Source organism: Acetivibrio straminisolvens JCM 21531 (assembly GCF_000521465.1).
Classification (GTDB): Bacteria; Bacillota; Clostridia; order Acetivibrionales; family Acetivibrionaceae; genus Hungateiclostridium; species Hungateiclostridium straminisolvens.
In genome coordinates this window covers 93,839-105,991 of sequence record NZ_BAVR01000005.1, presented here as the reverse complement: position 1 = coordinate 105,991, position 12,153 = coordinate 93,839, and the positions used below count along the sequence as shown (strand labels likewise).

The window sequence follows — 12,153 nt, the reverse complement described above, 5'->3', positions numbered from 1 at the left end:
TCTACATTACTTAAAATATTAGTTTTATGATACTCTTCATTAAGTTCAATAATTTCAATTGCCTTATTACAGTCAATTTTAAAAAGCTTGTTTCTTCTACAAAAACTTTATCCGGCATATTAATCCCCCATATTTTTTTCAAGAACCTCGTCTAACGGTTTGTCATACGCTGATATTATAGGATTCTTCCTTTTAGTTCTCTGAAATTACTGCATTGCTCAAAAGAAACAGAGCCATCCTCAACCTTAAATAGAGAAAAATATCTAATATAGTTATCCTCAGTTGCTCTTATCTCAAAATATTTCGAAAGAACATAATCATGGGTAGCAATAAATATTTGCACACCTTCCCTTTGAAGCTCAAGAAGTATCTCAACCAGATCGGGTATTGCTTTAGGGTTTAAATTTGCTTCCGGTTCATCCCAGAATAAAATTGTGCCCTTTTCAAGGGTACCGTTTTTTATAAGTTGCCATAAAAGGGCAAACTTTCGCAAACCTTCTGCAACTAAATGGAACTCTATTTTTGCTTGTGTTCCTGGCTTCAAATAAAACTTTTCTTCACTGATTGTAACTGTGCCAAGAGTTATATTCTTTAATTTGTCCAAATACTTCTTTTTTGTTCCCGTATCAGGACCACGGTTTATATTAATTTTGGCACTGGCTATAATATCTAAATATGTCTCGTCAAAATCAATAACCTCTTTATGATATGCAGACTCAAACTGATACGCATTCTCTAAAATCTCCTTAGCAGGTATAAATGTACTAATAAGTTCCGCATTAACATTTTCCCATCTTTCTTCTCCGGTAATGTCCGCATCCCACTTTTTGGTTCTCGTTGTAAATTTAGCTGATATCGTACTCTTATCCGAAACAATATCGATTTGTGCCGTATCCCCGCCTTTTCCTCTTGAAACAAGTCTGTTAATGTTCAAATCATCCGGTTTAAAAACTTTCACTAGCTTTTGTGAAAAAGAAACAGTTTTCCTCGATGCTTGACAAGCAGCATATAAGATTTTCATAATATGAGTTTTTCATGTTCCGTTTTCTCCTACGAAAATATTTATACCCTTTGAAAACTCCATATCAAGCTTTGAGAATACAGTAAAATTTGATAGCCGTAATCTTGTTAATGCCATGCTCAACACTGTCCTTATTCTTCTGAATTTTTCAACTTTATTTCCACCAAAGGATCTTTAAATTTTTTACTTTATAAAAATCATCGAAGTACATCGATTTAATTTCAAATTAACTCTGCTCTTATTTTATTCTTATTAACAGATTTGTTCACCAAAACAATCCGGCGTCAACTAATAGCAGAAGACGCCGGAAACAATATCTAAATTAAAGAACTAAAGACGGTGCTGTATACACCCTTGCTTTCATTTCACTATCCAACATATACAAGCCTTTAGGATCACCTGCAAACAAGTCATATTTCTTTATGTTGTCATCGGCATTCTTTTCTTCCTCGCCTTGCTCACTAACAAACCAGTCAAGAAACTGCATTGTACGGAAATCTTTAATTTTCATTGCAGCTTCATATATCTTATTAATAGAGTCGGTTACATACTTTTCATGATTAAAAGCTTTGACCAAGGGGTCTTTATAATCATTGTATTTCTCATTGGGAGCGGCAACTTCCGTCAAAATCACTGATTCACCGTTATTCAACAAATACTGGCGGAACAACATAGCGTGATCCCGTTCTTCTTGTGCCTGTACGAAAAACCAATTTTCAAATCCGCTTAGATTTTGATCTGCATAATAATTTGCCATGTCCAAATATAGATATGCAGAGAAAAGTTCCTTGTTGAGCTGTTCATTTAATAATTTTACTATTTCCTGATTAAGCAATCTGCCTCATCCTTTCTTTATCTTTAAGTTACTTTGTAACTATCCTATTCCCAAAATATCTTTGGCTAGGTACCCATATCCAATTATATAACAAGTATATAAACTGTTTGTGATATTTTAATTAATTTTACTAAATACTTTATGACCCGTCAAATGCTTTTGCCGTATTTGATCGCTTTGCTGTATTTTTTGGTTTGGCATTAATTTTTACCGGCGACAATTATCACCTGTTTATATTATACCATGTCAGCGATAATAAATTTATGCGGTGATTTTTAAATCCTTATTCGCAATCAAATTCAATTAATTTGATAAGTTTGGAATTCTTTATAAAATGAGCCAAAGACATGCTTCTATGGCTCATTTTTCTTTATGTAAAACCGTCTCAAATTTAAAAGCCAGAGAATATAATATATAAAGCCCATTGGTTGGAGGTGGTGAAATGAATTATGTTGTGTCGGTATGCAACCTGGGCATGAAATACCATTCTCTTAATGGAGAAATTGATGCCCTTCATAATATAAACTTTTCGGTCTCGGAGGGTGAGTTTATAAGCATAGTGGGGCCAAGCGGCTGCGGAAAATCGACACTATTGTCGCTTATTGCAGGACTCATGGTTCCAACCACTGGAGAGGTATTGGTGGATGGCAAACCTGTTTCGGAGACTTCCGATAAGGTGGGCTATATGCTGCAAAAGGACCATCTTTTTGAGTGGAGGACCATATATCAGAACGTGATTTTGGGACCGGAAATAAGGGGGACGCTGGACACAGAGACAAAAGAATATGCCATGAAACTTCTGGATACATACGGACTCTATGAGTTTAAAGACAAATACCCTTCACAGCTTTCGGGAGGAATGAGGCAGAGGGCAGCTCTCATAAGAACTCTTGTGGCAAGGCCTCAGATCCTGCTCCTTGATGAGGCATTTTCAGCTCTGGATTATCAGACAAGACTGGCAGTTACGGAAGACATATACAAAATCATTAAAAAGGAAAACAAGACTGCAATACTTGTTACCCATGATATATCCGAGGGAATAAGCATGCTGATAGGATTATTGTGCTGACAAAAAGGCCCGCGACAATCAAGTCAATCCACGATATCAAGCTAAGCTGCGAAAATAGAACACCGCTAAGTTCCAGAGAAGCACCGGAATTTAGGGAGTATTTCAATAAGATATGGAAGGAGCTTGATATTTATGTCTGATAAGAACAAGCCGGACATATCCCCGGAGCATCTTAGGTATTTGAAAAAGGTAAAGAGAAAAAAGCAAATTATTCTAGTCACACAGATAGCTATATTGGCATTGTTTTTTGCATTCTGGGAACTTGCTGCCCGAATCGGACTGATAGACCCGTTTATTTCGAGCCAACCGACGAGAATTATAAACACTATCGCAGACCTGTACAAAAACGGAGAGCTGTTTCACCATATTATCGTAACATGTGTGGAGACAGTGATGGGATTTCTCTTTGGTACTCTAATTGGAATATTAATAGCAGTAATTCTGTGGTGGTCTGAGTTCCTGGAAAAGGTTATTGAACCCTACCTTGTTGTATTAAACAGCCTTCCGAAGATTGCCTTGGGGCCGATTTTTATAGTCTGGATAGGTGCAGGACCTATGGCAATAGTGGTTATAGCAATGACAATATCCGTTGTGGTGACTATACTGGAAGTTTTAAATGGTTTTCTTGGCGTAGACAATGACAAAATCAAGCTTGTTAAAACTTTTGGCGCAACTAAAATTCAGATACTTACAAAAGTGGTTCTTCCGTCTTCCCTGCCGGTTATGGTAAATGCCCTCAAGGTAAGTGTCGGGCTGTCATGGGTTGGAGTTATTGTGGGAGAATTTTTGGTTTCAAAGGCAGGGCTGGGCTATTTGATTGTTTATGGAGGTCAAGTGTTCCAACTGGACCTTGTGATGGCAAGTGTTATTATACTTGCGGGAGCAGCATTCTTAATGTACAGGATGGTAGCATGGTTTGAAAAACTTGTTGTAAAGAGAAATTAAATAGATGTGTGGAGGTGTTGATATGAAAAAAATTATTTTGATTCTGATTGTGGCTTCTGTATTAATGATGACCTTTGCAGGATGCGGAGAAAGAGACTATACCACTGTAAGATTAAGTGAGGTTACCCGTTCGGTATTTTATGCCCCCCAGTATGTTGCCTTGAACCTGGGTTTCTTTGAGGAAGAAGGGATTAAAATTGACCTTACAAACGGCCAGGGTGCCGACAAGGTAATGACAGCGGTTTTGTCCGGGCAAGCAGATATAGGCTTTTCAGGACCGGAAGCAGCCATATATGTGTACAACGAAGGAAAGGAAGACTACGCTGTTGTATTTGCACAGCTTACAAAACGTGACGGTTCGTTTTTGGTGGGCAGAAAGCCGGAACCGGATTTCAAATGGGAAAACCTTAAGGGAAAAACGATAATAGGCGGCAGAAAAGGCGGAGTTCCCGAAATGACCCTTGAGTATGTATTGAAGAAAAACAGCCTCTTGCCGGGGGTTGATGTGTTTATTGACACAAGTGTTCAGTTTGCATTGATGGCAGGGGCATTTACCGGAGGACAGGGTGACTATGTCACATTGTTTGAGCCTGTAGCATCTACAGTGGAGAAGGAAGGAAAAGGATATATAATTGCGTCCATAGGAGAAGAAAGCGGAGAGATTCCTTATACGGCATATTACGCAAGCAAAAGCTACATAGAAAAAAACAGAGATATAATCCAGAAATTCACCAACGCCATTTACAGAGGTCAGAAGTGTTGATGCTCACACACCGGAGGAGATAGCGGAGGTTATAAAACCGTCTTTTCCCGATTCGGATACAGAAACGCTGGTCACGGTGGCTAAAAGGTATAAAGATACGGACGCATGGAGTAAAGACCCCATACTAAACGAGGAGTCCCTCGATCTTCTTCAAAAAGTAATGGGTATGGCTGGAGAGCTCAAAAAAGAAGCGCCCTATGAAAAAATAGTAACAACTGAGTTCGCCAAAAAGGCTATAGAGAATTTTGAGAAGTAAAATGCATTACGGTAGATAAAAAAGCGGGGTTGTGTGGAAAACCATGCGGCTCTGCTTTTTGGGCATATATGAAGTTTTTTATTATTTTTCTATTTTCGACTAATGACATCCATGATAAACTATATGTATAAAATTACATGGGTTAAGAAAATGATTGCAGAAGTGGTATCAAAGGTAAGTAGAGGGAGATTGATATGGGGCTTATAAATTTTAAAAAAAGGGATGAAATTGACGAACTGTTTGAAAAGCTTAGAAGTTCATCGGAAGAGGTTAGGGAAGATGCTATAACGAAACTGGAAAATATGCAGCTTGGCATAGAGCAGGGTTTAAAGGTTCTGGAGCTTGCTAAGAACAAATTTCCGCCTGCAACCTATGAATGGCAGGACATATCCGCACGATTGATAGATATTTGTACAGACAAACCCTATGTGGAGTACATAAGCAAGGTAGAAAGCATATATGATGAGCTTAATCCGAATGCAAAGATATCTGTGCTGCAGTTTTTAGCCACGTATAAAAATGAGCAGGCAATGATTGCTTACTTAAAACTGCTGAGAAAAGACTATCTCAACTTAAAAAATCTGCCTTTCGGAAACCTGTTGGAAAATCCCAGATTTCCTCAGATTTTGTTTCCGGGAATATTGAAATTTACCGAAAACAATGAAATTGCAAGTCAAATATATCTTCTTCTGTTATACTATTTTAATTATGATCTGGTTGATGAAGAGGTATTGAGCGAATACAGGAGCCAAATAATCCAGGATATTTTGAAAATGGTTGACAAGGTTATGAACTATACTGTGAAAAGTAGTTCTTTCTGGGATGATGACAAATACCTTGAGTTGCGGAGCAATGCAGGAGTTTATTTTGACCTTGCCGGTTATATCAGAGATCCGAAGGTAACCATGGCTTTAAAGAGATTAATGAGTGTAAAAGATATGCGGTTGAAGATGTTTGCCGCAATTTCACTGCTCAAACACGGATTCGAACCGGCGAAAGAGGATGTAATCGATATTGCCGGCAACGGTGAGGTAAGAAACTGGTTTTTTAATTCCCTCGTGAAGATGGGAAGAAGTGAAATATATCCTGAAGAATATAGAAATCAGAAATGCTTTGCAGAGTCAAATATGGTGGATTGGCTTGTCTATCCTACCGAATTGGGCAGAGTGCCGGACGAGATAGAGCTGATGAATATTTTTGACGATGAAGACATGGAGTATTATCTTTTCCGGTTCAGGTGCTGCAGCAGCGAATACTGGCAAGAAAAAGGATGGATGGCAGGAGTGGCCGGGCCTTTTGATAAGAGAAATTCTCCAACCACCTTGGCCGAAGGGCATACCTTCAGTCATTTTGAAAAATGGGAAAGCAAGCGGCCGGAGGAACATTTTGAGTCTATAGTGGGAAATCTGAAAGAGTATTGGATGAAGTTGGCGCAGGAATGAAGAACTCTGCGCCAACATATTGCTATGCAGACTGTCCTGCTTTCAATAGGTCATGGGAAAAATCAAGACACAGGTTTTCCCTTCCGAGCTTTTCTATAAATCCGTACTTTTCAAGAACTTTCATTGGTTGAGGCTGCACATTAGAAAGAAGAAGTCTTGTGTTATTTTTTCTGCATCTTTTATATAATTCATACAAAGAGGAGTATCCTGTTGCATCAATTGCGGGAACATTTCTCATCTTAAGTACCATTACTTTGGGAGGTTTTTGCTGTATTTTTTCTATCACTTCGACGAATTTGCCGGCAGCACCAAAGAAGAAAGGACCGTTAATTTCGTAGACCATAACTTCCTTGGAAATCTTTTTGCCGTTAACAGCCTGAGAATCGGCCTCTCTAGGTATATACTCCGGCTTATCCGAAACGGATTTGACATTGGTGACATCTGCCATTCTCTTCATGAACAGAAAGGCCGCAATGACCATTCCCACTTCTATAGCAATCACAAGGTCGGAGATGACTGTGAGAAAGAAAGTCAGAAGAAGAACGGTGATATCGCTCTTTGGCGCCTTAAAGAAATTGACAAAGGCTTTCCATTCGCTCATGTTGTAAGCTACGACTATTAATACTGCGGCGAGAGTGGATAGCGGAATTAATGTGGCATAGGGCATAAACACAAGCATTATAACCAGGAGAGTGAGAGAATGAACCATTCCTGCTATCGGCGAATTACCCCCATTTTTTACATTGGCCGCAGTTCTGGCAATAGCTCCTGTTGCAGGTATGCCGCCAAATAGGGCTGATGCAATATTTGCCGTACCCTGGGCTATAAGTTCAGTATTGGAACAGTGCTTATCGCCTACCATACCGTCTGCCACAACTGCCGACAGCAGGGATTCGATTCCCGCAAGGATGGCAATTGTAAATGCAGGGCGTATATATTGCGAAATAGTGTTTATATCAATATTAGGTATTGAAAACGGAGGAAGTTGGGATGAAAACTCTCCAAACTTGCTTCCGATGGTTTCAACATCAAGCTTTAGCATTAATGATGCAATGGTGGTGACTATGATTGCAATAAGCGAGCCGGGGATTACACGGTTGATTTTTGGCCACAAAATGATTATTACTATGGAAACGGCACCTATTATCACGCTCTGATAATTAATTGTGCTTATGTGGGATATGTAGCTTGCAAGCTTCGGCAAGAACTCTGAGGGAACATTGTCAATTCTAAGACCCAGAAAGTCCTTAATCTGGCCGGAAAAAATTACAACGGCTATACCGCTGGTAAATCCTGTTATCACCGGGGCAGGTATAAATTTTATGAGATTTCCGAGCTTAAGAAGCCCCATAAGAATAAGAAATATGCCGGCCATAAGGGTTGAGATAACAAGACCTTCATAGCCGTACCGGGAGATTATTCCGTAGACAATAACAACAAAGGCTCCTGTAGGGCCTCCTATCTGTACCCGGCTTCCTCCAAGAAAAGATATCAGAAATCCTGCAACTATAGCGGTATAAAGTCCTTTTTCCGGAGAGACATTTGATGAAATCGCAAGTGCTATTGACAGGGGCAGGGCGATTATTCCCACAATTATTCCGGCAGTGATATCCTTTAACAGTTGTTGTTTGCTGTAACCTTTTAAAGTACTAAAAAGTTTTGGTTTAAACAATATAAATACCTCTGTTTCGATTTAAACTTATGTATAATGTATACATAGCGAAATTTAGTTTATCAATTATAATCACTATGTGTAAACGGTTATTTATACACATTTTTGCATAAAAATTAGAGCCTTGACCTGTTAAAAGAATTTATACAGGCAAGGCTGTAATTTGCGTCGATTATTTTGTGATAAATCATTCTTTAAAATTTTTATAGGGATTTTTGATGAGGTTTGAATTTAAATATTTAGGGTCGCCGGTGACTTCCCTGCCAACCCAATCAGGCTTTTTAAAAACTGTGTTTTCATCCGGAAGTTCAATTTCGGCGATTATCAACCCTTCATTTTCTCCGAGAAATTCATCAATTTCCCAGGTAAATCCTTCGAATTGAAATTTATATCTGAACTTTTCTATTATAGGTCTTTCACAGAGATATTCCAGCATTTCGTTTGCTTCATTTGCAGGAATTTCATACTCGTATTCCAATCTTGTGGCACCCATAGACGGACCTTTAACCGTAAGATAGCCCCTGTCGTTAAATACGCGCACTCTAACGGATTTCCCCATATCTGAGGAAAGGTAGCCCTGCCTGTACAGCACTCCTTTTGCCAGACTTTTGTAGGCATCACCGTTTACAATAAACTTTCTTTCAATTTCTTTACCCATAAAACGCCTCCAATGACTAAGAAGAATTAATTTTCTATGTTACTGAGAGGGACTTGCCAAAGGCCTTGCGGAAAGTATTGCTGTGCTCATTTGCAAGACTTATTTCGAGTTCCGCATCCCCGTCTCTTATTGTTTGAATTTTGACTGTGTCACCAAGGACTTGGCACTCCAATGATTTTATGACAGCCATTTCGCTTCTGTCAAGACATTCTGCAAGCTTTAAGAATACCGAGAGCTTTTCCCATAGCTCTATATCTTCCGGTAAAAGAATTTTCTCATAGCGCCTCTGCCAGTCTTCCTTGAAATTATCGTCAGAATGGGATGCAGCTATGGCAGCTGTCAGCAAAGTTTCCCTGTGGTTAAGTCCGGTAAGTCTGGAGTTTAAAATTATGTAGAATGAGTGCCGGTGGTGCTCGTAGTAGCTTATGGAGATACCGATATCGTGAAGCAGGGAGGCTACTTCCAAAAGCTTTCGTACGTCATCGCCATAGTTGTGGAGAGGTTTGAGCTGGTCGAACATGGAAAGAGCAAGAAAGCAAACGTGCTTTGCATGATTTTTTCTTATGCCGTAAAGCTCCATGAAGTTTCTCAGGCTAAAGCTTAAAGCATCTTTGAATTTTACCCTGGGGTTGGTGCCGGCAATATAGTCAAAAAGGATACCTTCCCTAAGACCAAATCCGCTTGTTACAATGTGGGACGGTGAGCAAATTGATATAATAGCTTTTAAAATTGCAAGCCCGCCCACTATTATGTCGGCCCGTTTGGAAGAAAGGCCTTTTACTTTTCTGCGGGATTTTAGGTCGAGACTCGCAAGTTCCTCATATATGGTATTAAAATCGTCAATACTCATTTCATAGTTGTGGGCATAATTTATCGGATATTCAATACGTTTTCTGTGGATTTTGCCAAGGTTTCGGATTATTCCCCCCAGGCCTATCAGAGTCCTGCTTTTTTCTTGCCAAAGCCAGCTTTGCTCTTTAAGCATCTTGCCGACATAGTCCTCAAGGTGGGCAAGGCAGTCCGGGGCGATTGAGTCTTTACCGAGGAAGGTTTCCGTTGCGACGACTGAACCTATGGGAATTGATATGGAATTTATTATACTGTTGTTCCTAAAAGAAATTATTTCGGTGCTCCCGCCGCCAATATCAACAATAATTCCCTCATGGATGTTAAGGGAATAAATCGTTGCTTTGAAAGCATAAGATGCCTCTTCTTCACCGGAAAGCAGTCTGAAATTGATATCTGTAGAGCTTGTTAAAAGCCTTAGAAATTGCTCTCTGTTTTCTGCCTTTCTTACCGCTGCGGTGGCAACCCCAATAATGCGGTTGCAGGGGATACCGTAGGAATTGCACAACTTTCTGTAGAGTTTGACGGTTTTTACGGCCTTATGCATGGCAATATCATTGAGCAACTTTCCGTCAATCATGTTCTCGCTTAACCTTATGGTATCTTTAATGTCATCAATAAGCCTAAAGGCACCACTGGCATTATTTCAAATATAACGAGCCTTACAGAGTTTGAGCCAAGGTCAATTATTCCTATCTTTTTTGACATGATTAATCCCACATTTCCTAAAATTAATTCTGGCTGGTCAGTAACGCTGCCGGTGTTTTTTCATCTAATTATACCATATTAGGCATCATTAATAACTTTTATTGTCTAAGAAAATTATATAATTTATTTTCCGCAAAATTAGTAGAAAAAAGTCGATAAACCTACAGCGTAAAAAGCGCAGGTAAAGCCTTCAAAATAATATTCCTTATATTATAATAATGAATATGCAAAAGTTAATATATCTCTAGTATACAGCATTCGAGGCAAAGATACATAAGATATGTTAATTACTATCGGCAGAGGAGAAGGAAATAAATGAATTTTAAATTTAAGATAGGCACAAAGGTTTTATTCGGAAAGGAATGCGTAAAAGAAAACAAGGCAATATTTAAAGATTTTGGCAAAAGAGCTTTGTTTGTTACGGGAAAGAATTCTGCGAAGGCAAGCGGAGCTCTTAGGGATGTTATAGAGGTGCTTGAGGAATACGGCATTGATTATGAGATTTATGACAGGGTTTTAAATAACCCCACTCTTGAAAATGTGAAAGAGGGAGGAGAAGCAGCAAGAAAATTTAATGCCGATTTCATTATCGGAATCGGAGGAGGCTCGCCTTTGGATGCTTCGAAGGCGATAGCGGTGCTTGCGAGAAATGATATTGAGCCTGTGGACTTATACAAAAATGTATTTGAAAATAAGCCCCTTCCTATAATAGCTATTCCTACCACCGCAGGAACCGGAAGTGAGGTTACTCCCTATTCCATTCTTACCCGCAACGACATAAAGACGAAAAAGAGCTTTGGCAATGAGGACACTTTCCCCGTTGTTGCATTTGTTGATGCCCGGTACACCGAAAGCATGTCCGATGAAATAACGATAGATACGGCACTGGATGCTTTTACCCATGCGCTGGAGGGTTATTTGGGAAGAAGGAGCACGCCGGTCAGCGATATTTTGGCTGTTGAAGCAATAAGGATATTCGGCGAGTGCCTGGAAGACCTTTTAATCAACAAGTTTGATTATGATATAAGGGAAAAGCTTTTATATATGTCCATGCTGGGCGGTATGGTGATATCCCATACCGGAACGACAATAATACACGGAATGGGATATTCTCTTACATATTTTAAAGATATTCCCCATGGCAGAGCAAACGGAATGCTGGTAAAAGAATATCTTAAGTATAATTATGAAGCGGCTAAAGGAAAAATAGATAATGTGCTGGGGCTTCTCGGTGTTTCGTCCATTGAAGCCCTTGGAGAAATAATTGACAAGCTTATTCCTAAAAAGCCGCTTTTGACAAAAGAGGAAATTGAGCTTTATGCAAGCCTGGCAATGAAGCAAAACAGCACTTTGTCCAACGCCCGGACAGTAGTTAAAGAAGATATGGAAGAGATATTTAAGAATACTTTTAAGGATGGTTGATATAAGGCTTATGATAATTGGAGTGATATCGGACACACATATAGGAGGAAGGATAAAAGACCTTCCGAAAGAACTTTTGGACGGGCTTCGTGGAGTGGACCTTATAATTCATGCCGGGGATATTTTAAAGGACTATGTAATATATGAGCTGGAAGAGATAGCACCGGTTGAGGCTGTGGCGGGAAACAACGACGATTATTATATTCACGACAAACTCGGGATTAAAAAGATAATAGACGTGGGTAAATTTAAGATCGGGATAACCCATGGAAATGGCGGAGGCAGCGCATTAAAAAGGGCAATGGCCATGTTTGCGAGGGACAAGGTGGATTGTGTGATATTCGGACACAGTCACATACCCTATAACGAAAAAATAGACGGCGTATTATATGTAAATCCCGGCTCACCTACTGATAAAAGGACGCAGAAACAGTATTCATACGCAATTTTAAAGGTGGATGATTCGGGGATTTCGGCACAAATCAGATATTTCTAGTTCCCGGACATTTCTAATTG

The 12,153-nt window shown here is 39.4% G+C and carries 10 protein-coding genes and 2 pseudogenes; 6 read left to right on the top strand and 6 right to left on the bottom strand.

Annotated features, from left to right (window positions below; all coding sequences use genetic code 11):
* Positions 1–175 precede the first annotated feature (175 nt).
* The 3 genes from JCM21531_RS02455 to JCM21531_RS02450 all read right to left on the bottom strand — a co-directional run bounded on the left by JCM21531_RS02455 (position 176) and on the right by JCM21531_RS02450 (position 1,856).
* Positions 176–1,021, bottom strand: a complete 846-nt coding sequence (locus JCM21531_RS02455) for an AAA family ATPase (protein WP_243467104.1) — start codon at positions 1,019–1,021, stop codon at positions 176–178.
* Between the two features lie 12 nt (positions 1,022–1,033).
* The gene (locus JCM21531_RS24745; RefSeq protein ID WP_439644270.1) at positions 1,034–1,138 is read right to left on the bottom strand and encodes an AAA family ATPase; all 105 of its coding nucleotides are present in this window, start codon (positions 1,136–1,138) and stop codon (positions 1,034–1,036) included.
* A gap of 205 nt (positions 1,139–1,343) precedes the next feature.
* Positions 1,344–1,856, bottom strand: coding sequence for a ferritin (locus JCM21531_RS02450; protein ID WP_038287116.1), 513 nt, complete (start codon positions 1,854–1,856; stop codon positions 1,344–1,346).
* A 442-nt stretch (positions 1,857–2,298) separates the two neighbouring features.
* Between JCM21531_RS02450 and JCM21531_RS02445 the strand changes: the two are divergent.
* The 4 genes and pseudogenes from JCM21531_RS02445 (at position 2,299) to JCM21531_RS02430 (ending at position 6,331) form a co-directional block, all read left to right on the top strand.
* Positions 2,299–3,065 (top strand): annotated as a pseudogene (locus tag JCM21531_RS02445) (ABC transporter ATP-binding protein).
* Positions 3,058–3,870, top strand: coding sequence for an ABC transporter permease (locus tag JCM21531_RS02440; protein ID WP_038287114.1), 813 nt, complete (start codon positions 3,058–3,060; stop codon positions 3,868–3,870). The pseudogene JCM21531_RS02445 and the gene JCM21531_RS02440 overlap by 8 nt, the downstream one beginning before the upstream one ends.
* 22 nt (positions 3,871–3,892) lie before the next feature.
* A pseudogene (locus tag JCM21531_RS02435) lies at positions 3,893–4,889 on the top strand (ABC transporter substrate-binding protein).
* A gap of 194 nt (positions 4,890–5,083) precedes the next feature.
* Positions 5,084–6,331 (top strand): hypothetical protein, encoded by a 1,248-nt coding sequence (locus JCM21531_RS02430; RefSeq protein ID WP_243467103.1) that lies wholly within the window; start codon positions 5,084–5,086, stop codon positions 6,329–6,331.
* Positions 6,332–6,353: 22 nt separating this feature from the next.
* On the opposite strand, the gene JCM21531_RS02425 is transcribed toward JCM21531_RS02430, so the two are convergent.
* The 3 genes from JCM21531_RS02425 to JCM21531_RS02415 all read right to left on the bottom strand — a co-directional run bounded on the left by JCM21531_RS02425 (position 6,354) and on the right by JCM21531_RS02415 (position 10,087).
* Positions 6,354–8,003, bottom strand: coding sequence for a SulP family inorganic anion transporter (locus JCM21531_RS02425; RefSeq protein ID WP_038287112.1), 1,650 nt, complete (start codon positions 8,001–8,003; stop codon positions 6,354–6,356).
* A 187-nt stretch (positions 8,004–8,190) separates the two neighbouring features.
* Entirely contained in the window at positions 8,191–8,661 is a 471-nt protein-coding gene (locus JCM21531_RS02420; protein ID WP_038287110.1) for a CYTH domain-containing protein, read from the bottom strand.
* 34 nt (positions 8,662–8,695) lie between these two features.
* Positions 8,696–10,087 (bottom strand): Ppx/GppA phosphatase family protein, encoded by a 1,392-nt coding sequence (locus JCM21531_RS02415; protein WP_243467102.1) that lies wholly within the window; start codon positions 10,085–10,087, stop codon positions 8,696–8,698.
* Positions 10,088–10,530: 443 nt separating this feature from the next.
* On the opposite strand from JCM21531_RS02415, the gene JCM21531_RS02410 reads away from it, so the two are divergent.
* Together JCM21531_RS02410 and JCM21531_RS02405 are read left to right on the top strand one after the other, a co-directional pair.
* On the top strand, positions 10,531–11,637 hold the full coding sequence (locus JCM21531_RS02410) for an iron-containing alcohol dehydrogenase family protein (RefSeq protein WP_038287108.1): 1,107 nt from the start codon (positions 10,531–10,533) through the stop codon (positions 11,635–11,637).
* Between the two features lie 10 nt (positions 11,638–11,647).
* A complete protein-coding gene (locus JCM21531_RS02405; protein WP_038287128.1) occupies positions 11,648–12,133 on the top strand; it encodes a metallophosphoesterase family protein in 486 nt (161 codons plus the stop codon).
* The last annotated feature ends 20 nt before the right edge of the window (positions 12,134–12,153 follow it).

Coding starts and splice junctions, on each gene's coding strand:
- JCM21531_RS02455 (WP_243467104.1), bottom strand. CDS start 1,021: ATGAAAATCTTATATGCTGCTTGTCAAGCATCGAGGAAAACTGTTTCT.
- JCM21531_RS24745 (WP_439644270.1), bottom strand. CDS start 1,138: ATGGCATTAACAAGATTACGGCTATCAAATTTTACTGTATTCTCAAAG.
- JCM21531_RS02440 (WP_038287114.1), top strand. CDS start 3,058: ATGTCTGATAAGAACAAGCCGGACATATCCCCGGAGCATCTTAGGTAT.
- JCM21531_RS02430 (WP_243467103.1), top strand. CDS start 5,084: ATGGGGCTTATAAATTTTAAAAAAAGGGATGAAATTGACGAACTGTTT.
- JCM21531_RS02420 (WP_038287110.1), bottom strand. CDS start 8,661: ATGGGTAAAGAAATTGAAAGAAAGTTTATTGTAAACGGTGATGCCTAC.
- JCM21531_RS02415 (WP_243467102.1), bottom strand. CDS start 10,087: ATGATTGACGGAAAGTTGCTCAATGATATTGCCATGCATAAGGCCGTA.
- JCM21531_RS02410 (WP_038287108.1), top strand. CDS start 10,531: ATGAATTTTAAATTTAAGATAGGCACAAAGGTTTTATTCGGAAAGGAA.
- JCM21531_RS02405 (WP_038287128.1), top strand. CDS start 11,648: ATGATAATTGGAGTGATATCGGACACACATATAGGAGGAAGGATAAAA.